The sequence below is a fragment of the Paraburkholderia sp. JPY465 genome, from assembly GCF_050436725.1.
Classification (GTDB): domain Bacteria; phylum Pseudomonadota; class Gammaproteobacteria; order Burkholderiales; family Burkholderiaceae; genus Paraburkholderia; species Paraburkholderia youngii.
Genome location: NZ_JBNDMT010000003.1, coordinates 123,105 through 146,073 on the forward strand (window position 1 = coordinate 123,105; position 22,969 = coordinate 146,073).

Here is a 22,969-nt window from a genome sequence, read left to right on the forward strand (position 1 = left end):
CAACGTGCGGGGCATCACGAGAATGACCATGGATATCGACCAGTACATGACCGACCTCGGCCAACGCGCTCGCCAGGCTTCGCGCGCGATGGCGCGGGCGTCGACCGCCGCGAAGAATGCGGCGCTTGCGGCCGTTGCCGAGGCGATCGAGCGCGATGCCGATCTGCTGAAGGCCGCCAACGCCCGCGACCTCGAGCGCGCCCGCGGCAAGGGCCACGACGCTGCGTTCATCGACCGTCTGACGCTGTCCGACAAGGCGCTGAAGACGATGGTCGAAGGCCTGCGCCAGGTCGCGGCGCTGGCCGATCCGATCGGTGAAATCAGCAATCTGAAGTATCGGCCGAGCGGCATCCAGGTCGGCCAGATGCGTGTGCCGCTCGGGGTGATCGGCATCATCTACGAATCGCGCCCGAACGTGACGATCGACGCGGCCGCGCTGTGCCTGAAGTCCGGCAACGCGACCATTTTGCGCGGCGGCTCCGAAGCGCTCGAATGCAATACCGCGCTCGCCAGGCTGATCGGCGAGGGGCTCGAAGCGGCCGGCTTGCCGCAAGACGCGGTGCAGGTGGTCGCGACGTCGGACCGCGCGGCGGTCGGCAAGCTGATTACGATGACCGAATACGTCGACGTGATCGTGCCGCGCGGCGGCAAGAGCCTGATCGAGCGTCTGATGAACGAAGCGCGCGTGCCGATGATCAAGCACCTCGACGGCATCTGCCACGTCTATGTCGACGATCGCGCGGACCTGGCGAAGGCGCTCAACGTCTGCGACAACGCGAAGACGCACCGCTACGGCACCTGCAACACGATGGAAACGCTGCTGGTCGCGCGCGGCATCGCAGCCGAAGTGCTGCCGCCGCTGGGCAAGCTGTATCGCGGCAAGGACGTCGAGCTGCGCGTCGACGCGGCGGCGCGCGCTGTGCTGGCCGATGCGGGCGTCGGCCCGCTCGTCGACGCGACCGAGGAAGACTGGCGCACCGAATATCTGGCGCCGGTGCTCGCGATCAAGGTGGTCGACGGCATCGACGCGGCGATCGATCACATCAATACCTACAGCTCGCAGCACACCGACGCGATCGTTACCGAAGACCACGACCGCGCGATGCGCTTTCTGCGCGAAGTGGATTCGGCGAGCGTGATGGTCAACGCGTCGACGCGTTTCGCGGACGGCTTCGAGTTCGGTCTCGGCGCCGAGATCGGCATCTCGAACGACAAGCTGCACGCGCGCGGCCCGGTCGGACTGGACGGGCTGACGTCGCTGAAGTACGTCGTGCTCGGGCACGGCGAAGGTCGTCAATAAGCACGAATCGAAGCACCGCCACAACGAACACAACAACAAGGACCACAAGGACCCCCGCCGATGCTTTGGGTAAAGACGTTTCACATCGTGTTGATTGCCTCCTGGTTTGCCGGCCTGTTCTATCTGCCGCGCATCTTCGTCAATCTGGCGATGGAAACGGAACCCGCCGCGACCGCGCGTCTTCTGCTGATGGCGCGCAAGCTGTTCCGCTTCATGAGCTTTATCGCGGTGCCCGCGATCGCGTGCGGCTTGTGGTTGTGGCTCGTGATCGGCATCGGCAGCGGGCAGGGCTGGATTCACGCGAAGGTCGGCGTGGTCGTGCTGCTCGTCATCTATCACGCGTATTGCGGCGTGCTGCTCCGCACGTTCGAACGCGGCCAGAATCGCCGCTCGGACAAGTGGTATCGGATGTTCAACGAGCTGCCGGTGCTCGGTATGCTTGCGGCGGTCGCGCTGGTGGTGATCAAGCCGTTCTGAGCGGCTGACGGCGTTAAGCAGGGCGCTGGAAAAGACAAAGGGCGGTGTGCCGGTCGAATGGCACACCGCCCTTTTGCGTTTCTTATCGGAGCGGATTACCCCTGCGAGTCCACCCGCCGCCGGTGTATCACTTCCTTCGTCTGCGCGAGCTTTTCCACCAGTTCGGGCCCGCGGCTCAGCGCGACACCGACCGCCAGAATGTCGCCGATCGCCAGATGCGACACGCGCGAGGTCATCGGCGAAAAGATGTCGGTGTCTTCGTCGACGTTCGCGAAGAGTCCCACGGTCGCGAGCCGCGCGAGCGGCGAGTTGCCGTGCGTGATCGCGATCACCTTCGCGCCCGCGTTCAGCGCGGCCCTCGCGGCATCGATGATGTCGCGCGTGCGGCCCGTGTTGGAAATCGCGACGACCATGTCACCCGGCCCGAGCAGCGCGGCTGACATCAGAAACGTATGCGGGTCCGAATACGCGACGCTCGGCATGCCGAGCCGGAAAAACTTGTGCTGCACGTCGAGCGCGGCGATGCCGGAGCCGCCCGCGCCATAGAACTCGATGCGCTTCGCCTGCGCGAGCATGTCGATCGCCGCCGCGACGCTATCCGAAGACAGATTGTTGCGCACCTGAATCAGCGCACCGATGGTCCGGTCGAGCACCTTCGCGGCGACGCCCGGTGTCGGCTCGTCGGGCCGCACGTCGCGATAGACGGCAGGCACTTCGCTCGCGATGCCCTGCGCGAGCCGGATCTTGAATTCGCGAAAGCCGGAAAAACCGAGCGCGTGACAGAAGCGCGCGATCGTCGGCTGACTCACGCCCGCGCGCGCGGCGACCTCGGTCATCGACAGATCGAGCACCTCGCGCGGCGCCTCGATCACATAATCGGCCAGCTTGCGCTCGGACGGGCGCAGCTGATCACGCATCTGTTCCACTTGGGACAGCATCATCGGAAAACTCGCACTATGCTGAAGAACGTGTGGACTATATCCGATTGGTCGTTGGCGCACAAAACTAGGTACAAAAACTACATATTGGTGAGTAAGTGTATTCCCTGGGTTTCGGCTGTAAAGCGCTAAGGCGCCGCCGATAGGGCGACTTGGCGAGTCGTTCGATGCGGCACCGCAACAGCGTTCTTAATTGCGATCGTGTAGTTTTTCTACTAATATGGCGTGGTTCGATATCACAACCCCGCGATACCGCCTGGTGTCATGCGTGCGCCTGCCGCCAGCGACGAAGGAGCTCCGATGGTTTCCCCGCATTCGCAATTGTTGAAGGTCACGCAACGCGTGATCGAGCGCAGCAAGCCCACGCGTGAAGCGTATTTGGCCCGCATCCAGCATGCGCAGGGGCGCTTCCCGGCACGCGGCGCGTTGTCGTGCGCGAACCTCGCCCACGGTTTCGCCGGTCTCGAAGGCAACGACAAGCTCGTGATCAAGCAGATCCGCGAGCCGAACATCGGCATCGTGTCGTCCTACAACGAGATGTTGTCGGCGCACGCGCCGTACAAAAACTACCCGGACATCATCAAACAGGCAGCGCGCGAAAACGGCGGCGTCGCGCAATTCGCGGGCGGCGTGCCGGCGATGTGCGACGGCATCACGCAGGGCAACGCGGGCATGGAGCTGTCGCTGTTCTCGCGCGAAGTGATCGCGATGAGCACGGCCGTCGCGCTCACCCACAACATGTTCGACGCGGCGCTATGCCTCGGCATCTGCGACAAGATCGTGCCGGGCCTGCTGATCGGCGCGCTGCAATTCGGCCATTTGCCGACCATCTTCGTGCCGGCCGGTCCGATGACGAGCGGCCTGTCCAACGACGACAAAGCCAAGACGCGCCAGCAGTTCGCGACCGGCCAGTGCGGCCGCGACGCGCTGCTCGAAGCGGAAGCGGCCGCGTATCACAGCCACGGCACCTGCACGTTCTACGGCACCGCGAACAGCAACCAGATGCTGATGGAAGTGATGGGCCTGCATCTGCCGGGCTCGGCCTTCGTGCATCCGCACACGCCGCTGCGCGACGCGCTGACCGCGCAGGCCGCGCGCCGCGTGCTCGATCTGACGGTCGAGCGCGGCCACTACATGCCGATCGGCCATGTGATCGACGAGAAGGCGATCGTCAACGGCATCGTCGCGCTGCTGGCAACCGGCGGCTCGACCAATCACACGCTGCACCTCGTCGCGATCGCGCGTGCGGCCGGCATCGTGATCGACTGGGACGACTTCGACACGCTGTCGCAGGCGGTGCCGCTGCTCGCGAAGATCTATCCGAACGGCAAGGCCGACGTGAACCACTTCCACGCGGCGGGCGGCGTTGCGTTCCTCGTGCGCAATCTGCTCGAAGGGGGGCTGCTGCATGAAGATGTGAACACGGTCGCGGGCAAGGGCCTGAAGCGCTACACCGAGGAGCCCAAGCTGCTCGACGGCAAGCTGCAATGGGTCGCGGGCGTCGAGGCGAGCGCGGATACCGCGGTGCTGCGCGGCATCCAGGAGCCGTTCCAGCCTGACGGCGGCCTGCGTCTTATGCAGGGCAAGCTCGGCCGCGGCGTGATCAAGATCTCGGCGGTCGCGGCGCAGCATCGCAAGGTGAAGGCGCCGGCAATCGTGTTCGATTCGCAGGAAGCGGTGCAGGAAGCGTTCGACAAGGGCGAGCTCAAGCGCGACTTCATCGCGGTGGTGCGCTTCCAGGGCGCCCGTGCAAACGGCATGCCCGAATTGCATCGTTTGACGCCGCTGCTCGGTGTGTTGCAGGATCAGGGTTTCCATGTCGCGCTAGTGACCGACGGCCGTATGTCGGGCGCGTCGGGCAAAGTGCCGGCGGTCATTCATGTGTCGCCGGAAGCGTTGCTGCAAGGCCCGCTCGGCAAGGTCCGCACGGGCGACACGCTGGTCATCGACGCGGAAGCGGGCGTGCTCGACATCGAGATCGACGCAGCCGAATGGGCCGCGCGTCCGAACGCCGAGCCGCTTCATCAGGCAGACAACGAAGCCGGCTTCGGCCGCGAGCTGTTCGGCGTGTTCCGTGCGGCGGCGGCGCCGGCGGAGCAGGGCGCGTCGGTGTTCGGCAAGCTGATCGGCGAGGGCGGCGCGCTTGACGGCCAGCACGGTCACGGCAGCCACCACAAGCATGGCGACAAGCACGCCCATCAACCCAGCGACCATCACACGAGCACCGCGCAAGCCGGTGCGGCGCTGCAGAAACAAGGAGTCTGACTATGACGTCGAAAACAGTAAGCGATATCGTGCGCCTCGGCCCGGTGATTCCGGTGCTCGCGTTCGACACGGTCGAACAGGGCGAACACGTGTCGCGCGCGTTGCACGCGGGCGGCGTGAAGGTGCTCGAAATCACGCTGCGCACGCCGGCGGGCCTCGGCGCGATCGAGCGTGCGTGCGAGCTCGCCGACGACATCGTGGTCGGTGTCGGCACGATCACGAAGCCCGAGCATTGCGCGCAAGCGAAGACGGCCGGCGCGCAGTTCGGCGTGTCGCCGGGTCTGACCAAGGACATGCACCAGGCCGCGCAGGATGTGGGTCTGCCGTTGCTGCCCGGCGTGATGACGCCGTCGGACATCATCCTCGCGCTCGAGCTCGGCTACGAGATCGTCAAGTTCTTCCCCGCGCAGCAGGCCGGCGGCGTGCCCATGCTGCAGGCGTTCCACGGTCCGTTCCCGGCGCTGAAGTTCTGCCCGACTGGCGGCATCACGCCGGAAAGCGCACCGCACTTTCTGTCGCTGCCGAACGTGGTCTGCGTCGGCGGTTCGTGGCTCACGCCGAAGGCCGCACTCGCCGCGCAGAACTGGGATGAGGTGACGCGCCTCGCGCGCGCCGCGAGCCAGTTGGCGGCGCCCGCGCACTAAGCCCGCAAAACGACAGCGCATCGGTTAGCTAAACCGGGCACAGGAGTCTCGTCGATACAGCCGCATCAGGCTGTCGCGCCGAGACTCTTTTTTTGCTTGATATGCGTGCTGGATTTGCGCGCGTTTTTGAAACAAACAGTAAAATTCAGCGTCCGCGCGGCCAGCCGGGTTTTCAGGCATCGCGCAGGTTGCCGTGAGACGAAGTGCCGGCCGCATCCGCACTCTGAAACCAATAAACCAAAGGAGGGGCTTCATGGAATCTGCCCACGGAAGCATGTTGCTGGTCTACGCGTTAATCGCGATCGCGTTGCTGATCTTCATGATCACGCGCCTGAAGGTCTATCCGTTTCTCGTTCTGATCATCGTGTCGTTGCTGCTGGGCCTCGTGGCCGGCATGCCGATGCAGACCATCGTCAAATCGTTCGAAACGGGTAACGGCAACACGCTCGGGCACATAGCCATCGTCGTCGGTCTCGGCACGATGCTCGGCAAGATGATGGCCGAATCGGGCGGCGCCGAGCGCGTCGCGACCACGCTGATCAACTGGTTCGGTGAGAAACACATTCACTGGGCGATGATGGTCGTCGCGATCATCGTCGGCTTGCCGGTGTTCTTCGAAGTCGGTTTCGTGCTGCTGATTCCGATCGCATTCAACGTCGCCAAGCGCACCAACAAATCGCTGCTACTGGTCGGCCTGCCGATGGTCGCGGGTCTGTCCGTGGTGCACGGGCTGATCCCGCCGCACCCGGCCGCGCTGCTCGCCGTGCAGGCTTATCACGCGGATATCGGCAAGACGATCGCCTATGGTCTGATCGTCGGCATCCCCTGCGCGATCGTCGCCGGTCCGCTGTTCGCGCTGCTGGTGAGCCGCCATATCCAGTTGCCGAAGGAAAATCCGCTTGCCGCGCAGTTTCTCAGTCACGACGCGAATAACGGCAACGGCGTGGCAACCAACGCACCGAAGCGCGAACTGCCAGGCTTCGGCATCACGCTGGCCACGATCCTGTTGCCGGTGGTTCTGATGCTGGTCGGCAGCTGGGCCGACCTGGTGTTCGAACCGAAGACGCTGCCGAACGATCTGCTGCGCTTCTTCGGCAACACCGACGTCGCGCTGCTGACGGCCGTGCTGGTCAGCTTCTGGACCTTCGGCGCGAGCCGCGGCTTTAACCGCGAGCAGATCCAGAAGTTCTGCGGCGAGTGTCTGGCGCCGATCGCGGGTATTACACTGATCGTCGGCGCAGGCGGTGGTTTTGGCCGCGTGCTGATGGATAGCGGCATTTCGAAGGAAATCACCAACGTCGCGACCGCGGTGCATCTGTCGCCGCTGCTGTTCGGCTGGATCGTCGCGGCGATGATCCGGCTCGCGACCGGTTCGGCCACCGTTGCGATGACGACCGCCTGCGGCATCGTCGCGCCGATCGCGGCGGCCGGTGCGGTGCAGGTGAAACCGGAACTGATGGTGCTCGCAACCGGCTCGGGCTCGCTGATCTTCTCGCACGTGAACGACGGCGGCTTTTGGCTGATCAAGGAATATTTCGGCATGACGGTGGTGCAGACCTTCAAGACGTGGTCGCTCCTAGAAACCATCATTTCGGTGATGGGGCTGGCCCTGACCTTCGCACTCGCGGCGGTCCTGTAAGGAGTTTCAAATGATTCTGATCGCAATGGGCGTGTCGGGCGCGGGTAAGTCTCTGATTGGCGAAATGCTGGCCGCGCGTCTGCATTGCACGTTCACCGACGGCGACGCGTTCCATAGCGCGGCGAACAAGGAGAAGATGCACCACGGCATTCCGCTCACCGACGAAGACCGCTGGCCGTGGCTGAAGACGATCCGCGCGGCGATCGAGGAAAAGCAGAAGGCGGGCGAGACGGCGGTGTTCACGTGTTCGTCGCTGAAGCGCTCGTATCGCGACATTCTGCGCGCCGGCGACAAGGACGTGTGCTTCGTCTACCTGAAGGGTTCGCGCGAGGTGCTCGCGGAGCGTCTCGGGCATCGCACCGGGCACTTCTTCGATCCGTCGCTGCTGCAAAGCCAGCTCGATACGCTCGAGGAGCCGGGTGACGATGAAGCGATCACGGTCAGCATCGATCTGACGCCGGAACAGATCGTCGACGAGGCGCTCAGGCAGGTCGAAGCGCGCTGAGTCTTTGATTCCCCCGCGTTCCGGCTTCGAGCGCGGGACGAAAAAAAGCCGCTCCTCGGAGCGGCTTTTTTATGCGCCGAAGCTGGGCCAGCCGATCAGCCGATCCGCTTCGCCAGTTCGACGGCCTTGCCAATGTACGAGCCGGGCGTCATTTCGAGCAGACGGTCCTTCGCGTCCTGCGGAATCGCCAGGCCGCCGATGAAGCTCTGCAGCGCCTCGCGCGTGATGCCCTTGCCGCGCGTGAGCTCCTTCAGCTGCTCGTACGGGTTCTCGATGCCGTAACGGCGCATCACGGTTTGCACTGGCTCGGCCAGCACTTCCCAGCAGTTGTCGAGGTCTTCGTTCAGACGCTGCGCGTTCACTTCGAGCTTGTCGAGGCCGCGGATCAGCGAGTCGTACGCGAGCAGCGAGTAGCCGAACGCGACGCCGATGTTGCGCAGCACCGTCGAGTCGGTCAGGTCGCGCTGCCAGCGCGATACCGGCAGCTTGTCGGCGAGGTGACGCAGCGTCGCGTTCGCGAGGCCGAGGTTGCCTTCGGAGTTTTCGAAGTCGATCGGGTTGACCTTGTGCGGCATCGTCGATGAGCCGATTTCGCCGGCCTTCGTGCGCTGTTTGAAGTAGCCGACCGAGATGTAGCCCCACACGTCGCGATCGAGATCCAGCAGGATCGTGTTCGCGCGCGAGATCGCGTCGAACAGCTCGGCCATGTAGTCGTGCGGTTCGATCTGGATCGTGTACGGATTGAACGTGAGCTTCAGACGGTTCTCGACGACGTCCTTCGAGAACGCTTCCCAGTCGAACTCCGGATACGCGGACAGGTGCGCGTTGAAGTTGCCGACCGCGCCGTTCATCTTGCCGAGCAGTTCGACCTTCGCGATGCGCTCGATCGCGCGCGCGAGACGCGCGGCGACGTTGGCGATTTCTTTGCCGAGCGTGGTCGGGCTGGCCGGCTGGCCGTGCGTGCGCGACAGCATCGGCTGGGCGGCTTGCGCATGCGCGAGCGCGACGAGGCGTTGATGCACCGAGCGCAGCGCCGGCAGGATCACGTGTTCGCGCGCGCCGGCGAGCATCAGACCGTGCGACGTGTTGTTGATGTCTTCGGACGTGCACGCGAAGTGGATGAACTCGCTCGCGCGTTCCAGTTCTTCCTGACCCTTCACCGACTCCTTCAGCCAGTATTCGACGGCCTTCACGTCGTGGTTCGTCACGCGCTCGATTTCCTTGATGCGCGCGGCGTCGTGCGCGGTGAAGCGCTCAGCCAGTTGCAGCAGGAACTGCTCGGATGCGTCGGAGAAGCGCGGCACTTCGGCGAAGCCGGCGCGCGACAGCGCGATCAGCCAGTGGATTTCGACCGTCACGCGATTGCGCATGAAAGCGGCTTCCGAGAGCCAGTCGCGCAGGGCTTCGGTTTTGGCGGCATAGCGGCCGTCGAGCGGGGAGAGCGCGTTCAGCGCGAACAGGGTGTCGGGGCGGGTGTCGGACATGATGAGGACCGGGTTGAGGCGCAGGTTGAGGCGCGGGTTAAGGCACTGAGCGCTCAGCGAGCGGATCGGGAACGGAGGGAACCGTGGATTTTACCACTGTGATGCGATGCGCCCGTCCGGATGCGTCGGCCGCACCTCGCGCCGCTAGAATGCAGACTTCTTCCCTCTCGCCGGCAAACGCACTCGCATGGAACTGAAATGGCTCGAAGACTTCATTTCGCTCGCGGAAACGCGTAGTTTCAGCCGCTCGGCCGAACTGCGCCACGTCACGCAGCCGGCTTTCTCGCGCCGCATCCAGGCGCTCGAAGCGTGGCTCGGCACGGAACTGATCGACCGTTCTGTTTATCCAACGCGGCTCACGGCGGCCGGGCAGGTGTTCAACGAGCAGGCGCTCGCGATGCTGTCGCAATTCCATGAGGCGCGCGCGCTGTTGCGCGGCCATACGGCGACGCCGCAGGCGACGATCGAATTCGCGGTCCCGCACACGCTGTCGCTGACTTACTTTCCGCGCTGGCTGCAGCGCATCGAAGCGCAGATGGGCCCGATCCACACGCGGCTGCGCGCGCTGAACGTGCACGACGCGGCGCTGTCCTTGGTGGAAGGCGGCTGCGATCTGATGATGGGCTATCACCATCCGAGCCACCCGGTCGCGCTCGATCCGGCGCGCTACGACATGCTGACGCTCGGCCACGAGCCGATCAGCCCGTTCTCGGCGCCCGCCCGCGCGGGCCGTCCGCGTCACACGCTGCCGGGCTCGGCCGACGCGCCCGCGCCGTATCTGTCGTACACGCCGAACGCATACCTCGGGCGCATGACCGAGGTGATTCTTGCAAACGCGCCGGAGCGCCTGTATCTCGACCGGCTCTACGAAACCGACATGGCCGAGGGGCTCAAGGCGATGGCGCTCGCTGGTCACGGCATCGCGTTTCTGCCGCATAGCGCGGTCGAAGATGCGGTGGCCGAAGGCCGGCTGATCCGCCTCGATCGCGCGATGCGCGGCACGCCCGAAGGGCAGTTGACGCTCAGCATGGAGATTCGCCTGTACCGCGACAAGCTCGCCGCGAAAAGCGACGACGCGCGCCAGATCCTCGTGCGTCAGTTGTGGGACGTGGTGTCGGAGGAGCTCAGGCGGAGCGCCGCCTGAAACGCGGCATAAAACTCGAGCTCGAACCTGCGTCGCGGCGACACGAACTTGCGGCTTTCCGAACGTTATGCAAGAAAGACATAACCGGATAAGGAAACGGCATTGGATTTCAACACGGCGTTTTTCCACAATGCCCGTACTCGATCAAACGCCGGAGCGTTCATGTCATCCCAGCAACAAGCCGCAGAATCGGCACAAGCCGCCTCAACGTTGCAGTCCGTTCCCTCCTACCTCAACAAAGAAGACCTCGGCCCTTGGGGCAACTACTTGCGCCAGGTCGACCGCGTCGCGCCGTACCTCGGTTCGCTGTCCCGCTGGCTGGAAACCCTGAAGCGCCCGAAGCGCATTCTCGTCGTTGATGTGCCCATCGAACTCGACAACGGCACGGTCGCGCACTTCGAGGGCTATCGCGTGCAGCACAACGTGTCGCGCGGTCCGGGCAAGGGCGGCGTGCGCTATCACCAGGACGTTACGCTCTCCGAAGTGATGGCGCTGTCCGCGTGGATGTCGGTGAAGAACGCGGCGGTGAACGTGCCGTACGGCGGCGCGAAAGGCGGTATCCGTGTCGATCCGCGCACGCTGTCGCGGGGCGAGCTCGAGCGCGTGACGCGCCGCTACACGAGCGAGATCGGCATCATCATCGGACCGAATACCGACATCCCCGCGCCGGACGTGAACACGAACGAGCAGATCATGGCGTGGATGATGGACACGTACTCGATGAATCAGGGGCAGACGGCCACCGGCGTCGTGACCGGCAAGCCGATCACGCTCGGCGGCTCGCTCGGCCGCCGCGAGGCGACGGGCCGCGGCGTGTTCGTGGTGGGCTGCGAAGCGGCTCGCCGGATCGGCTTCGACATCGAAGGCGCGCGTATTGCGGTGCAGGGCTTCGGCAACGTCGGCGGCATCGCCGCACGTCTGTTCCAGGAAGCGGGCGCGAAGGTCGTCGCGGTGCAGGACCACACCGGCTCGGTGTACAAGTCCACCGGGATCGATGCGGTCGCGTTGCTCGATTACGTCGCGAAGAAGGGCGGCGTCGGCGGTTTCCCTGAAGCCGACGCGATCACCGCTGATGAGTTCTGGACCGTCGAATCGGACATCCTGATTCCGGCGGCGCTGGAAAACCAGATCACCGAAAAGAACGCAGGCAAGATCAAGACCAGGATCATCGTCGAGGGCGCGAACGGCCCGACCACCACGGCGGCGGACGACATCCTGCACGATCGCGGCATCCTCGTGATTCCGGACGTGGTCGCGAATGCGGGCGGTGTGACAGTGTCATATTTCGAATGGGTGCAGGACTTTTCGAGCTTCTTCTGGACCGAAGACGAGATCAACGAGCGCCTCGAGCGCGTGATGCGCGAAGCGTTCGCGGCGGTGTGGCAGGTGTCGAGCGAGCAGAACGTGTCGGTGCGGACGGCGGCGTTCATCGTCGCGTGTAAGCGGATTTTGCAAGCGCGCGAGATGCGCGGCTTGTATCCCTGATGGACCCTGTCCTATCTTGTTGGAAGCGGCGGTGACGCGGCCCGGTATCCGGGCCGGGAGGCGAAACCGCCGAAATTTTGTGCATCAGCGCTGTCCACAAGACGGCGTGTTTGACCGGCGGGCGGCATCCTATCGATGCCGCCCGCCTTCTCGTATGCGCGAAACGGCTGTGCGACCGCGCCGCGGGCCCATCGAGGCGTGCGCGCAACAGCATGGTTAATAGGAATACTTTCAGAAAAATTACTTTGTTACACTGGCGCCGGTTCTTGCCAAGGAGATCAAGATGAAGGTTAAAAAAGCTGCGCTGTTGCTCGCCACTCTCGGATTGTTTACGGTTGGCGCGCATGCGCAAGACTCGGGGACGCTGAAAAAGATCAAGGATACGGGCGTCATTTCGCTGGGCCATCGGGAGTCGTCGATCCCGTTCTCTTATTACGACGACAAGCAGAACGTGATCGGCTACTCGCAGGATTACGCGACGAAGATCGTCGAGGCCGTCAAGCAGAAGCTGAACATGCCGAACCTGAAGGTGAAGCTCGTGCCGGTCACGTCGCAGAACCGCATTCCGCTCGTGCAGAACGGCACGGTCGACATCGAGTGCGGCTCCACCACGAATAACCTCGAGCGCCAGCAACAGGCCGCCTTCACGAACACGATCTTCGTGATCGGCACGCGCCTGATGACCAAGAAAGATTCGGGCATCAAGGACTTCCCGGACCTGAAGGGCAAGACGGTCGTGACGACCGCCGGCACCACGTCCGAGCGCCTGCTTCGCAAGATGAACCAGGACAAGAACATGGGCATGAACATCATCAGCGCGAAGGATCACGGCGAGTCGTTCCTGACGCTGTCGACGGGCCGTGCCGCCGCGTTCATGATGGACGACGCGCTGCTCGCCGGCGAGCGCGCCAAGTCGAGCAACCCGAACGATTTCGTGATCGTCGGCACGCCGCAATCGCGTGAGGCATACGGCTGCATGCTGCGCAAGAACGACGCCGACTTCAAGAAGGTCGCCGACGACGCGATCGCGAAGGTCCAATTGTCGAGCGAAGGCGAAACGATCTACAAGCGCTGGTTCGAATCGCCGATCCCGCCGAAGGGCCTGAACCTGAACTTCCCGATGAGCGACGACATGCGTGCGCTGTTCAAGAACCCGAACGACAAGGCAATCGACTAAACCCTAGCTGCTTTTTCGACACTTTCGAAACGCTGAACGGAACGGAAGGGGCCACGCGCTTCTTCCGTTTCTTTTTGCCGGAGTCTTGGTCATGTCATATCACTGGAACTGGGGCATTTTGCTGAGTCCCGTCTCCACGGGCGAGCCGACCACCTACCTGGGCTGGCTGCTCTCGGGGCTGTGGGTGACGGTCACCGTGTCGCTGTCGGCATGGGTGATCGCGCTGATCGTCGGCTCGCTGTTCGGTGTGCTGCGCACGGTGCCGAACAAATGGGCGTCGGGCGTCGGCACCGTCTACGTCGCGATTTTCCGTAACATTCCACTGATCGTGCAGTTCTTCATCTGGTATCTGGTGATACCGGAGTTGCTGCCCGTGTCGATCGGCACCTGGTTCAAGCAATTGCCGCCGGGCGCGCAGTTCTTCTCGGCGTCGATCGTGTGTCTGGGCCTCTTCACCGCCGCGCGCGTGTGCGAGCAGGTGCGCTCGGGCATCAACGCGTTGCCGCGCGGCCAGCGCGCGGCAGGTCTCGCGGTGGGCTTCACGCAATGGCAGACGTATCGCTACGTGCTGCTGCCGGTCGCCTACCGGATCATCGTGCCGCCGCTCACCTCCGAGTTTCTGAACATCTTCAAGAACTCCGCGGTTGCCTCGACGATCGGTCTGCTCGATCTGTCGGCGCAGGCGCGCCAGCTGGTCGACTATACGTCGCAAACTTATGAGTCGTTCATCGCGGTCACGGTCGCGTACATGCTGATCAACGTGATCGTGATGCTCCTGATGCGCTGGGTCGAAGCGAAGTCCCGGCTGCCAGGCTACATCGGAGGCAAGTGATGCATCATTTCGACTGGAGCGGTATTCCGGGCGCGCTGCCGACGCTGTGGACCGGCGCGATCATCACGTTCAAGATCACGCTCGTCGCGATCGTGTTCGGCATCATCTGGGGCACCATTCTCGCGATGTTTCGACTGTCGTCGGTCAAACCGCTCGCATGGTTCGCGCAGGGCTACGTGACGCTGTTCCGTTCCATCCCGCTCGTGATGGTGCTGCTGTGGTTCTTCCTGATCGTGCCGCAGGTGCTGCAAAGCGTGCTCGGTCTGTCGGCCGACATCGACATCCGGCTCGCCTCGGCGATGGTCGCGTTCTCGCTGTTCGAGGCCGCGTACTATTCGGAGATCATTCGCGCCGGCATTCAAGCGGTGCCGCGCGGTCAGGTCAACGCCGCGTTCGCGCTCGGCATGACCTATGGGCAGGCAATGCGTCTGATCGTGCTGCCGCAGGCGTTTCGCGCGATGGTGCCGCTGCTGCTCACGCAGGGGATCGTGCTGTTTCAGGATACATCGCTCGTGTACGTGATCAGCCTCGCCGACTTCTTCCGCACGGCCACGAATATTGGCGATCGTGACGGCACGAATGTCGAGATGGTACTGTTCGCGGGTGCGGTTTATTTCGTGATCTGCGTTATCGCGTCGAGCCTCGTCAAAAGTCTTCAGAAAAAGGTCGCAAGATGATCTCTATCAAGAATGTTTCGAAGTGGTACGGCCATTTCCAGGTGCTGACCGACTGCACGACGGAAGTCAAAAAGGGCGAAGTGGTGGTGGTGTGCGGGCCGTCCGGCTCGGGCAAGTCCACGCTGATCAAGACCGTGAACGGCCTCGAGCCGTTCCAGAAGGGTGAGATCGTCATCAACGGCCAGTCGCTGACCGACAAGAAAACCAATCTGTCGAAGCTGCGCTCGAAGGTCGGCATGGTGTTCCAGCACTTCGAGCTGTTCCCGCATCTGTCGATCGTGCAGAACCTGACGCTCGCGCAGGTCAAGGTGCTCGGCCGCTCGAACGACGAGGCGACCGCGAAGGGCCTGAAGCTGCTCGATCGCGTCGGTCTGCGCGCGCATGCGGACAAGTATCCGGGGCAGCTGTCCGGTGGTCAGCAGCAGCGCGTGGCGATTGCGCGAGCGCTGTCCATGGACCCGATCGCAATGCTGTTCGACGAGCCGACTTCGGCGCTCGACCCGGAAATGATCAACGAAGTGCTCGACGTGATGGTCGAACTCGCGCAGGAAGGCATGACGATGATGTGCGTGACGCACGAAATGGGCTTCGCGAAGAAGGTCGCGCATCGCGTGATCTTTATGGACAAGGGTTTGATCGTCGAAGACGACCGCAAGGAAGACTTCTTCGCGAATCCGAAGTCGGATCGCGCGAAGGACTTTCTCGCAAAGATCCTGCACTGAGATTCGCCGGGCAGGCCTCGTTGCCGAGGCTTGCGTGGGGATCAAAAAAGCCGCTCGGTGGAGCGGCTTTTTGTTGCCTGGCTGAGGGCGACGTCAGCGGTTTATGACTCGAACGCCGCCGCATCATCCGCGGCTTCGAGATCGGGTTCGCTGTCGGGCGAATGCGTGGCTCCGTGCGTGCCCACCGGCTGCGCGCCGTTCGACGCCGCGATCGTCGTCGCCGATGCGGATGCATCGAGCGCCGGATTGCGCAGCTTTTCGAGCACCGAGTTCGGCACCGGGATATGGGCCTGGCCGATCACTTCGCCATGCCGGAACATCAGCAGATCGCCGGGCTTGAACGCGGTCCACACTTCGTTGTCGGTCAGCGGCTTGGTCGCGATGACGGCGACGCGGTCTTCGGGCGTCGTGTATTTGGCGAAATCGATCGATACGTCCGCGTCGACCAGATGCGCGGTCGAAAACGGCCAGTGACGCACGAGGTAATGCAGATGCGTCGAGCAATGCGCGAACAGCGCCTGGCCATTCGACATCAGGAAATTGAACACGCCGTATTGCGTGATTTCACGCGTGAGCGCCTCGAGCGCGCCGAACAGCTCGTCGAGCGGCGGCTGCTGCGTGGCCGGGAAAGCCTTGCGTAAACCCTGCAACAGCGCGCAAAACGCGAGTTCGCTGTCGGTCGTGCCGACCGGCTGATACACGCCGTTCAACTCCGGCGCGTAGCCCTGCAGATCGCCGTTATGCGCGAAGATCCAGTGACGCCCCCACAGTTCGCGCATGAATGGGTGGCAGTTTTCGAGCAGGATGTGCCCTTGGGTCGCCTTGCGGATGTGCGCGATCGTGTTTTTCGATTTGATCGGGTAGCGCTTGACCATCTCGGCGATCGGCGAGGTGGCCGACGATTGATGATCGATGAACAGGCGGCAGGCTTTGTCTTCAAAGAAGGCGATGCCCCAGCCGTCGGCGTGGTGATCGGTGACGCCGCCGCGCGCCGCAAATCCGGTGAAGGAAAAGGTAACGTCCGTCGGCGCGGCGCAGTTCATTCCGAGAAGTTGGCACATGTTGCGGGTGAGCCTGTGAACGGAGCGAGCCGTTACAATGATGATTTTCCAAGCATATCACCGAGCCGTAGACGCCAAATAGCAAAATTGACACGTGTTTGGGCCGCTATAACGCGGTTTGACCGGTCGATCAGCGAGGCGCGCGAAGTCTCGAATTCCTGCCATGACTGCTTCCAACGTTTCCCCCGATTCCGTCACGCTGGTCCGCCCGGACGACTGGCACCTGCACGTGCGCGACGGCGCGATGCTCGCGGCCGTGCTGCCTGACACCGCGCGCCAGTTCGGCCGCGCGATCATCATGCCGAACCTGAAGCCGCCGGTCACGACGACCGCGATGGCGAAGGCGTATCGCGAGCGCATCATCGCCGCGATCCCCGAGGGCGCGAAATTCGAGCCACTGATGACGCTGTACCTGACCGACAACACGCCGCCCGACGAAATCCGCAGCGCGCGAGAGAGCGGCTTCGTGCACGGCGTGAAGCTGTACCCGGCGGGCGCGACGACGAACTCGGACGCGGGCGTCACCGATCTGATGAAGTGCGCGAAGACACTGGAAGTGATGCAGGAAGTAGGCATGCCGCTACTCGTGCACGGCGAGGTGACGGATTCGGACATCGATCTGTTCGACCGCGAGAAGGTCTTCATCGATCGCGTGATGATGCCGCTGCGCCGCGCGTTTCCGGCGTTGAAGGTCGTGTTCGAGCACATCACGACGAAGGACGCGGCAGACTACGTCCGCGAAGCGGGCGTCGCGCCGGAGCTGCTGGGCGCTACCATCACCGCGCACCATCTGCTGTACAACCGCAATGCGATTTTCCAGGGTGGCATTCGTCCGCATTACTACTGCCTGCCGGTGCTCAAGCGCGAGACGCATCGCGTCGCGCTGGTCGAGGCGGCGACCTCGGGCGATCCGCGTTTCTTCCTCGGCACCGACAGCGCGCCGCATCCGAAGGGGCTGAAGGAGCATGCGTGCGGCTGCGCGGGCTGCTACACCGCGCTGCACGCGCTCGAGCTCTACACCGAGGCATTCGACAAGGCCGGCGCGCTCGACAAGCTCGAAGGCTTCGCGAGCTTTCACGGGCCGGACTTCTATCGTCTGCCGCGCAATACGGAGAAGGTCACGCTGCGTCGCGAGGAATGGACGCTGCCGGCCGAACTGCCGGCTGGCGATACGCCGGTCGTGCCGCTGCGCGGCGGTGAATCGATCGGCTGGCGTCTCGTTTGAGGCTGTGTTAAATGCCCGAGCGTGAGGCGGGGCAGCGCGCTGCCAATATTGATGTGGCGGCGAACGCCGGCTCCGCGGTAGCGCGTGAAGCCGCGGCCCAAGCTGTACGCGGCATGGCACCCGAGCCTGTGCCAGCAGGCTTCGCCGCAATCGACTGGTCGACGCCGTGGTTCGCGCAATTCGCCGCACGCGGCGAGCGTTGGCAGCAAGCCGCGCTGACCGGCCACGCTGACCTGCTCGCCGCGATGAATGCCGACGCGGCCCAGATGCAACAGACCACCGGCCGCGGCCAGCGGCTCGCGTTTATCGCGCAGGACGATCTGCCACCGGGCGCCGCGTACGAGGGGCATATCGCGTCGACCGGTTGCGTGCCGACGCGCCACAATCTGCACGACTTCTTCAACGGCTCCATGTGGTTCGCGTTTCCGCGCATCAAGGCGGCGTTGAACGCGCGCCAGTCGGCGGAACTCGACGTGCTCGGCGTCGGCCCGACGCGTGGCGGCGTGCGCGACATGCTGACCCTGTTCGACGAAAACGCGCTGCTGTTCGCTTGCGCCGATCCTGCGCTGAGCGCCGCGCTACGTGGTTTCGACTGGCAAACGCTGTTCGTCGCACGGCGCGACGCATGGGGGCGCGACTGCGAAGTACGTTGCTTCGGTCATGCGCTGCTCGAAAAGCTGGTCGCGCCGTTCAAGGGCTGCACCGGCCATGCGTGGATCGTCGACGTTCCGGCCGAATATTTCGACTGGGACACCCTGGCGCGCGACGCATGGCTCGATGAAGCGGTCAGCACCGCGCTGCTCGGCACCGACGCTTTGACCAGCCGCCTGTTCGCACCGCTGCCGGTGCTCGGCATTCCGGGCTGGTGGCCCGAGAACGAATCACCCGCGTTCTATGACGACACGAACGTGTTCCGAGCGGGGCGGCGCAAGCGTTAGGCGCTTTTGCGTTCGGTGTTAAAATCCGCGCCAGCAAAGCAGGCCAGGCAGTCGCGGCCTCGGCGGCTTCGGCCAACGAGGGCGAGGAAAGTCCGGACTCCACAGGGCAGGGTGATGGCTAACGGCCATCCGTGGCGACACGCGGAACAGGGCAACAGAAAGCAAACCGCCGATGGCCCGGCGCAAGCCGGGATCAGGTAAGGGTGAAACGGTGCGGTAAGAGCGCACCGCGGCTGTCGCAAGGCAGACCGGCACGGTAACCTCCACCCGGAGCAATTCCAAGTAGGCAGGCGCGCATCTTCGCGATGCAGGACGGGGCCCCCGTCTCGTCTGCGGGTAGGAAGCTTGAGCGCGTCAGTAATGGCGCGCCTAGAGGAATGGCTGCCACGCGCGTCGCGTCTCCGGACGTGGGGCGTGCACAGAATCCGGCTTATCGGCCTGCTTTGCCGCTGAATAAGAAAAGCCGGCGTCCGTTGGGACGCCGGCTTTTTCATTTGGGGCGCGGATGGCGGCCCGTGGCCGCTGCCCCTATCGCGCTCAGAGCGCCACGATGTCGAACGAATGCGTGAGTTCGGCGGTCTTCGCGATCATGATCGACGCCGAGCAGTATTTGTCGTGCGACAGATTGATCGCGCGCTCGACGGTCGCCGGGTTCAGATTCTTGCCCGTCACCGTGAAGTGGAAGTGGATCTTCGTGAACACTTTCGGATCTTCGCTTGCGCGCTCGGCCTTCAGCGTCACCGAGCAGCCGGCGATCTCCTGGCGGCTCTTCTTCAGGATCATCACGACGTCGTAGGCGGTACAGCCGCCGGTGCCGAGCAGCACCATTTCCATCGGACGCGGTGCGAGGTTGCGTCCGCCACCCTCGGGTGCGCCGTCCATCGCGATCAGATGGCCGCTGCCCGTCTCGGCCGCGAACGCCATCCCGTCCTGTCCCATCCAGCTTACTTTGCATTCCATGCTGTCACTCCCACCGCGCATCGCTTTGTCGAGACGGCATTGTAGCCCGGTGTCTGACAATTAGCTCAGGCCGACCGCATCCGCTATCCATGCACACTGATTGCTTTCTTGCTGCAGCGCGGAATGGACGGACGATTCCCTCATTCCGTGCTCGCTTTAGGGGTTTTACTCTAGCGGATGTCTGATGCCGTTTGAATTGTTTTGCCCTTGGTGCTTGATCCATAAGGGATTTTGCAAAACCTTCTCAGTGCGCCGAATCTATCGCATTATGAAAGCGCGTTTCGCAATGCAAATATTCTTGCGTTGCACAAGGGCGACTCTTATAATCCACTCATCGTTGCAGCAGTTCTGCAACCTCCGCTGTCTCCTCCACCTCCTCCTTTGGTGGATTAAACCCGAACCACTTGTTCGGGTTTTTTTTCGCCGGCCGTTGTCCGTCGTTTTGCCCCGATTTCGGACCGCCCATGGCGAGCGCATCGCGCCTTTTGACTTGCGGCTACAAATTCCTTTATAATTCAGGGCTTTTCCGCATCCGCGCCCGCGGAAGAAGAACCAGGGAGAGCCTGCACGCGCCTCGATGCGCACACTACAAGCAGGAAAGAACACACTGGGCGCAGCAATTTTTTTGGATCGATCATGAAGACGTTTTCCGCAAAAGCCCATGAGGTGACGCGCGAATGGTACGTGATTGACGCGACGGATAAGGTTCTCGGGCGTGTCGCCAGCGAAGTGGCACACCGTCTTCGCGGCAAGCACAAGCCTGAATTCACTCCCCACGTCGACACCGGTGATTTCATCATCGTTATCAACGCAGGCAAGCTGAAGGTCACGGGCAACAAGGTTACCGACAAGAAGTACTACCGTCACTCGGGCTACCCGGGCGGTATCTATGAAACGACGTTCGGCAAGATGCAGGAACGCTTCCCGGGCCGCGCGCTCGAGAAGGCGGTCAAGGGCATGCTGCCGAAGGGCCCGCTCGGCTACGCGATGATCAAGAAGCTGAAGGTCTACGCTGACGCAACGCATCCGCATTCGGCACAACAGCCGAAGGCGCTCGAGATCTAAGGGGAGCCCACATGATCGGTAACTGGAATTACGGCACGGGCCGCCGCAAGAGCGCCGTCGCTCGCGTGTTCATCAAGGCAGGCAAGGGCGACATCGTTGTGAACGGCAAGCCCATCGCCGACTACTTCTCCCGCGAAACGTCGCTGATGATCGTGCGTCAGCCGCTGGAACTCACGAACCACGGCACCACGTTCGACATCAAGGTCAACGTGACCGGTGGCGGTGAAACGGGTCAAGCCGGTGCGGTTCGCCACGGCATCACCCGCGCTCTGATGGACTACGACGCAACGCTGAAGCCGCAACTGTCGAACGCTGGCTTCGTTACCCGTGACGCCCGTGAAGTCGAACGTAAGAAGGTCGGCTTCCACAAGGCACGTCGCCGCAAGCAGTTCTCGAAGCGTTAATCGTTTCGGGCGCGAACCGGCCTTCACGCCGGTTTGCAGCAAAAAGCCGCCAACGCCATGTGCGAAGGCGGCTTTTTTTATGGTTCACTGGGGTTCGCGACTAGGTCTCGTTCGCTCGAGCGGCAACGGCTCGCCTTGCATCGACCTTGCAACAAGAACCCATTGATTTTGTGGGCATCAGCACGATATCCGGAACAGCCCTACAATATCGGCTAAAGCTTTTTGGAGAGTTCGAATGAACGCAGTCACCGACACCCCCGTGACCGAGATGCCGGCCCCCTTCGTCTTTACCGACGCAGCGGCTGACAAGGTCAAGCAACTGATCGATGAGGAAGGCAACCCGGAGCTCAAACTGCGCGTGTTCGTGCAGGGCGGCGGCTGCTCGGGCTTCCAGTACGGCTTCACGTTTGACGAAGCGATCAACGAAGACGACACCGTGATGAACAAGAGCGGCGTGCAGCTTCTGATCGACTCGATGAGCTACCAGTACCTGGTCGGCGCAGAGATCGACTACAAGGATGACATCAACGGCGCGCAGTTCGTCATCAAGAACCCGAACGCGACCACGACCTGCGGTTGCGGTTCGTCGTTCTCAGTCTGAGCGAAAAGGCTGATCAAGCCACAGCGAAAACGGGGCCTCGGCCCCGTTTTTTTATTGCCGCCGCGCCGCGAAAGCAGCGCGGCGGCAAGAGAAGGCGTGGGCTTCTTCGCTGTGACCTCTCCTCACCGCGGATAAATCGCGCCCAGCACCCGCTCCGCGGACGCCCCCGTCACGCTTGGCAGACTGCCCGGTAGACGCGCGATGCAGCGCATCGCGAGCCACGCGAACGCGAGCGGTTCGACCTGGCTCGGCGGCACGCCTAGCGCGTCGGTAGTCAGCACGGGCACACCGCTCACGCCGCTGTCTTCGAGTGCCTGCTGCAATGCCTTCATGATCTCCGGATTGCGCGCGCCGCCGCCGCACACGTACACAGCCCGCGCGTCGGATGCATGCCGCTCGATCTCGCGCGCGACCGTCACCGCGGTCAGCGCGACGAGCGTCGCCTGCACGTCGGCTGGTGCGAGCGCGGCGAACGGTTCGAGCTTCGCATCGAGCCATGCGGTGTTGAACAGATCGCGGCCGGTGCTCTTCGGCGGCTGCTCGGCGAAGAACGGCTCGTCGAGTAGCGCGTTCAGCAGCTTGCGATCGACCTGGCCGCTCGCCGCGAAATGACCGTTTTCGTCGAATGGCTTGCCGAGATGGCGCTCGGCCCACGCGTCGAGCAGCGCGTTCGCCGGGCCGCAGTCGAAGCCGCGCACCCCGCCCGTCGCGTTCAGGATCGTGATGTTGCTGATGCCGCCGAGATTGCAGACGACGCGTGTTTCGTCCTTCGCGCCGAAAATCGTCGCGTGAAAAGCGGGCACGAGCGGCGCGCCCTGGCCGCCCGCCGCGACGTCACGGCTGCGGAAGTCGGCGACCACGTCGATATGCAACATCTCCGCGAGCAGCGCCGGGTTGTTGATCTGCCGCGTATAACCTTTTTCCGGCCGATGCCGCACGGTCTGCCCATGCACGCCAATCGCGCGGACCTCGTCGGCCGATACGCGGCTGTCGCGCAGCAGATCGTGGCAGCACACCGTATAGCGCGTCGCGAGCGCGTTGGCGGCGAGCGCCTCGCGCTCGATCTCGTTATCCCCCGGCTGTTGCAGCGCGAATAGCGCGTCGCGGATGCCGGCCGAAAAGCCGACGAACGCCTCGGCCAGCACTTCGGGTGGTTTCCCCGTGGCAAACCGGACGGCCACGCCGTCCACACCGTCCATGCTGGTTCCCGACATCAGTCCGAAATAGATGCCGTCTGCGGGGTCTTGCGCCACGTCGCTGCTCCTGTCGATGTTCATTGCGATTCGTTGTAGCAGATTATCGGCGCAAACGCCGAAAGCGACGCGAGCGGCAACGAAATCGCCTGCCGCGTGGCCGCGCAGGGCGCGTCAGTGGGCGCGGCGGCGCGCATCTATGGGACAATCCTGTTTTTTCGCGACTTCACGTT

Annotated in this window: 22 protein-coding genes and 1 other RNA gene; 18 read left to right on the top strand and 5 right to left on the bottom strand. The window is 63.4% G+C overall.

Annotation, left to right across the window (positions count from 1 at the left end):
* Positions 1–28 precede the first annotated feature (28 nt).
* Both QFZ94_RS15095 and QFZ94_RS15100 read left to right on the top strand, forming a co-directional pair.
* Positions 29–1,300 (top strand): glutamate-5-semialdehyde dehydrogenase, encoded by a 1,272-nt coding sequence (locus QFZ94_RS15095; RefSeq protein ID WP_429457916.1) that lies wholly within the window; start codon positions 29–31, stop codon positions 1,298–1,300.
* A 60-nt stretch (positions 1,301–1,360) separates the two neighbouring features.
* Positions 1,361–1,777, top strand: coding sequence for a CopD family protein (locus QFZ94_RS15100; RefSeq protein WP_368584037.1), 417 nt, complete (start codon positions 1,361–1,363; stop codon positions 1,775–1,777).
* Between the two features lie 95 nt (positions 1,778–1,872).
* On the opposite strand, the gene QFZ94_RS15105 is transcribed toward QFZ94_RS15100, so the two are convergent.
* Complete coding sequence (locus QFZ94_RS15105) at positions 1,873–2,718, bottom strand: MurR/RpiR family transcriptional regulator (RefSeq protein WP_429457918.1); 846 nt, start codon at positions 2,716–2,718, stop codon at positions 1,873–1,875.
* Between the two features lie 297 nt (positions 2,719–3,015).
* Here QFZ94_RS15105 and edd point away from each other — a divergent pair, with 297 nt between their 5' ends.
* From edd to QFZ94_RS15125, 4 genes are all read left to right on the top strand, one after another.
* Positions 3,016–4,980, top strand: a complete 1,965-nt coding sequence (edd, locus tag QFZ94_RS15110; RefSeq protein ID WP_410848608.1) for a phosphogluconate dehydratase — start codon at positions 3,016–3,018, stop codon at positions 4,978–4,980.
* A gap of 2 nt (positions 4,981–4,982) precedes the next feature.
* The gene (eda, locus tag QFZ94_RS15115; protein WP_429457921.1) at positions 4,983–5,624 is read left to right on the top strand and encodes a bifunctional 4-hydroxy-2-oxoglutarate aldolase/2-dehydro-3-deoxy-phosphogluconate aldolase; all 642 of its coding nucleotides are present in this window, start codon (positions 4,983–4,985) and stop codon (positions 5,622–5,624) included.
* A 253-nt stretch (positions 5,625–5,877) separates the two neighbouring features.
* Positions 5,878–7,263 (top strand): GntP family permease, encoded by a 1,386-nt coding sequence (locus QFZ94_RS15120; protein WP_368584033.1) that lies wholly within the window; start codon positions 5,878–5,880, stop codon positions 7,261–7,263.
* Between the two features lie 10 nt (positions 7,264–7,273).
* Complete coding sequence (locus QFZ94_RS15125) at positions 7,274–7,768, top strand: gluconokinase (RefSeq protein ID WP_368584032.1); 495 nt, start codon at positions 7,274–7,276, stop codon at positions 7,766–7,768.
* A gap of 95 nt (positions 7,769–7,863) precedes the next feature.
* Here QFZ94_RS15125 and purB read toward each other — a convergent pair whose 3' ends face one another.
* Positions 7,864–9,252: an adenylosuccinate lyase gene (gene purB / locus QFZ94_RS15130; protein ID WP_368584031.1), complete on the bottom strand. Its 1,389-nt coding sequence runs from the start codon at positions 9,250–9,252 to the stop codon at positions 7,864–7,866.
* A gap of 187 nt (positions 9,253–9,439) precedes the next feature.
* On the opposite strand from purB, the gene QFZ94_RS15135 reads away from it, so the two are divergent.
* The 6 genes from QFZ94_RS15135 to QFZ94_RS15160 all read left to right on the top strand — a co-directional run bounded on the left by QFZ94_RS15135 (position 9,440) and on the right by QFZ94_RS15160 (position 15,289).
* Positions 9,440–10,396, top strand: a complete 957-nt coding sequence (locus QFZ94_RS15135; RefSeq protein WP_368584030.1) for a LysR family transcriptional regulator — start codon at positions 9,440–9,442, stop codon at positions 10,394–10,396.
* A gap of 162 nt (positions 10,397–10,558) precedes the next feature.
* Positions 10,559–11,881, top strand: a complete 1,323-nt coding sequence (locus QFZ94_RS15140; RefSeq protein WP_176121823.1) for a Glu/Leu/Phe/Val family dehydrogenase — start codon at positions 10,559–10,561, stop codon at positions 11,879–11,881.
* Between the two features lie 283 nt (positions 11,882–12,164).
* Positions 12,165–13,058, top strand: coding sequence for a glutamate/aspartate ABC transporter substrate-binding protein (locus tag QFZ94_RS15145; RefSeq protein ID WP_368584029.1), 894 nt, complete (start codon positions 12,165–12,167; stop codon positions 13,056–13,058).
* Between the two features lie 91 nt (positions 13,059–13,149).
* A complete protein-coding gene (locus QFZ94_RS15150) occupies positions 13,150–13,890 on the top strand; it encodes an amino acid ABC transporter permease (RefSeq protein WP_368584028.1) in 741 nt (246 codons plus the stop codon).
* Positions 13,890–14,567: a glutamate/aspartate ABC transporter permease GltK gene (gltK, locus tag QFZ94_RS15155; protein WP_176380894.1), complete on the top strand. Its 678-nt coding sequence runs from the start codon at positions 13,890–13,892 to the stop codon at positions 14,565–14,567. Before QFZ94_RS15150 ends, gltK begins: the two co-directional genes overlap by 1 nt.
* Positions 14,564–15,289: an amino acid ABC transporter ATP-binding protein gene (locus QFZ94_RS15160; protein WP_176105077.1), complete on the top strand. Its 726-nt coding sequence runs from the start codon at positions 14,564–14,566 to the stop codon at positions 15,287–15,289. Before gltK ends, QFZ94_RS15160 begins: the two co-directional genes overlap by 4 nt.
* A gap of 101 nt (positions 15,290–15,390) precedes the next feature.
* On the opposite strand, the gene QFZ94_RS15165 is transcribed toward QFZ94_RS15160, so the two are convergent.
* Positions 15,391–16,350 carry a class II glutamine amidotransferase gene (locus tag QFZ94_RS15165; protein ID WP_429457926.1) on the bottom strand — a complete coding sequence of 320 codons (960 nt, stop codon included), beginning with the start codon at positions 16,348–16,350 and terminating at the stop codon, positions 15,391–15,393.
* Positions 16,351–16,513: 163 nt separating this feature from the next.
* On the opposite strand from QFZ94_RS15165, the gene pyrC reads away from it, so the two are divergent.
* The 3 genes from pyrC to rnpB all read left to right on the top strand — a co-directional run bounded on the left by pyrC (position 16,514) and on the right by rnpB (position 18,962).
* On the top strand, positions 16,514–17,575 hold the full coding sequence (pyrC, locus tag QFZ94_RS15170; protein ID WP_368584026.1) for a dihydroorotase: 1,062 nt from the start codon (positions 16,514–16,516) through the stop codon (positions 17,573–17,575).
* An 11-nt stretch (positions 17,576–17,586) separates the two neighbouring features.
* On the top strand, positions 17,587–18,513 hold the full coding sequence (locus tag QFZ94_RS15175; RefSeq protein WP_368584025.1) for a DUF3025 domain-containing protein: 927 nt from the start codon (positions 17,587–17,589) through the stop codon (positions 18,511–18,513).
* Between the two features lie 35 nt (positions 18,514–18,548).
* Positions 18,549–18,962, top strand: an RNA gene (rnpB, locus tag QFZ94_RS15180) — RNase P RNA component class A.
* An 88-nt stretch (positions 18,963–19,050) separates the two neighbouring features.
* On the opposite strand, the gene QFZ94_RS15185 is transcribed toward rnpB, so the two are convergent.
* Entirely contained in the window at positions 19,051–19,473 is a 423-nt protein-coding gene (locus QFZ94_RS15185; protein WP_429457929.1) for an OsmC family protein, read from the bottom strand.
* Positions 19,474–20,109: 636 nt separating this feature from the next.
* Here QFZ94_RS15185 and rplM point away from each other — a divergent pair.
* From rplM to erpA, 3 genes are all read left to right on the top strand, one after another.
* The gene (gene rplM / locus QFZ94_RS15190) at positions 20,110–20,538 is read left to right on the top strand and encodes a 50S ribosomal protein L13 (protein WP_013090508.1); all 429 of its coding nucleotides are present in this window, start codon (positions 20,110–20,112) and stop codon (positions 20,536–20,538) included.
* An 11-nt stretch (positions 20,539–20,549) separates the two neighbouring features.
* A complete protein-coding gene (rpsI, locus tag QFZ94_RS15195) occupies positions 20,550–20,942 on the top strand; it encodes a 30S ribosomal protein S9 (protein ID WP_013090507.1) in 393 nt (130 codons plus the stop codon).
* A 235-nt stretch (positions 20,943–21,177) separates the two neighbouring features.
* Positions 21,178–21,543, top strand: coding sequence for an iron-sulfur cluster insertion protein ErpA (gene erpA / locus QFZ94_RS15200; protein ID WP_013090506.1), 366 nt, complete (start codon positions 21,178–21,180; stop codon positions 21,541–21,543).
* A gap of 122 nt (positions 21,544–21,665) precedes the next feature.
* Here the strand turns inward: erpA and QFZ94_RS15205 are convergent, their stop codons facing one another.
* The gene (locus QFZ94_RS15205; RefSeq protein WP_429461831.1) at positions 21,666–22,796 is read right to left on the bottom strand and encodes an anhydro-N-acetylmuramic acid kinase; all 1,131 of its coding nucleotides are present in this window, start codon (positions 22,794–22,796) and stop codon (positions 21,666–21,668) included.
* Positions 22,797–22,969: the final 173 nt, after the last annotated feature.

What these genes read in the sequence shown, in the direction of transcription:
- QFZ94_RS15135 (WP_368584030.1), top strand. Translation starts at nt 9,440, where the DNA reads ATGGAACTGAAATGGCTCGAAGACTTCATTTCGCTCGCGGAAACGCGT.
- QFZ94_RS15145 (WP_368584029.1), top strand. Translation starts at nt 12,165, where the DNA reads ATGAAGGTTAAAAAAGCTGCGCTGTTGCTCGCCACTCTCGGATTGTTT.
- edd (WP_410848608.1), top strand. Translation starts at nt 3,016, where the DNA reads ATGGTTTCCCCGCATTCGCAATTGTTGAAGGTCACGCAACGCGTGATC.
- rpsI (WP_013090507.1), top strand. Translation starts at nt 20,550, where the DNA reads ATGATCGGTAACTGGAATTACGGCACGGGCCGCCGCAAGAGCGCCGTC.
- eda (WP_429457921.1), top strand. Translation starts at nt 4,983, where the DNA reads ATGACGTCGAAAACAGTAAGCGATATCGTGCGCCTCGGCCCGGTGATT.
- gltK (WP_176380894.1), top strand. Translation starts at nt 13,890, where the DNA reads ATGCATCATTTCGACTGGAGCGGTATTCCGGGCGCGCTGCCGACGCTG.
- QFZ94_RS15165 (WP_429457926.1), bottom strand. Translation starts at nt 16,350, where the DNA reads ATGTGCCAACTTCTCGGAATGAACTGCGCCGCGCCGACGGACGTTACC.
- QFZ94_RS15140 (WP_176121823.1), top strand. Translation starts at nt 10,559, where the DNA reads ATGTCATCCCAGCAACAAGCCGCAGAATCGGCACAAGCCGCCTCAACG.
- purB (WP_368584031.1), bottom strand. Translation starts at nt 9,252, where the DNA reads ATGTCCGACACCCGCCCCGACACCCTGTTCGCGCTGAACGCGCTCTCC.
- QFZ94_RS15120 (WP_368584033.1), top strand. Translation starts at nt 5,878, where the DNA reads ATGGAATCTGCCCACGGAAGCATGTTGCTGGTCTACGCGTTAATCGCG.
- QFZ94_RS15125 (WP_368584032.1), top strand. Translation starts at nt 7,274, where the DNA reads ATGATTCTGATCGCAATGGGCGTGTCGGGCGCGGGTAAGTCTCTGATT.
- QFZ94_RS15095 (WP_429457916.1), top strand. Translation starts at nt 29, where the DNA reads ATGGATATCGACCAGTACATGACCGACCTCGGCCAACGCGCTCGCCAG.
- QFZ94_RS15150 (WP_368584028.1), top strand. Translation starts at nt 13,150, where the DNA reads ATGTCATATCACTGGAACTGGGGCATTTTGCTGAGTCCCGTCTCCACG.
- QFZ94_RS15185 (WP_429457929.1), bottom strand. Translation starts at nt 19,473, where the DNA reads ATGGAATGCAAAGTAAGCTGGATGGGACAGGACGGGATGGCGTTCGCG.
- QFZ94_RS15175 (WP_368584025.1), top strand. Translation starts at nt 17,587, where the DNA reads ATGCCCGAGCGTGAGGCGGGGCAGCGCGCTGCCAATATTGATGTGGCG.
- QFZ94_RS15160 (WP_176105077.1), top strand. Translation starts at nt 14,564, where the DNA reads ATGATCTCTATCAAGAATGTTTCGAAGTGGTACGGCCATTTCCAGGTG.
- pyrC (WP_368584026.1), top strand. Translation starts at nt 16,514, where the DNA reads ATGACTGCTTCCAACGTTTCCCCCGATTCCGTCACGCTGGTCCGCCCG.
- rplM (WP_013090508.1), top strand. Translation starts at nt 20,110, where the DNA reads ATGAAGACGTTTTCCGCAAAAGCCCATGAGGTGACGCGCGAATGGTAC.
- QFZ94_RS15105 (WP_429457918.1), bottom strand. Translation starts at nt 2,718, where the DNA reads ATGATGCTGTCCCAAGTGGAACAGATGCGTGATCAGCTGCGCCCGTCC.
- erpA (WP_013090506.1), top strand. Translation starts at nt 21,178, where the DNA reads ATGAACGCAGTCACCGACACCCCCGTGACCGAGATGCCGGCCCCCTTC.
- QFZ94_RS15100 (WP_368584037.1), top strand. Translation starts at nt 1,361, where the DNA reads ATGCTTTGGGTAAAGACGTTTCACATCGTGTTGATTGCCTCCTGGTTT.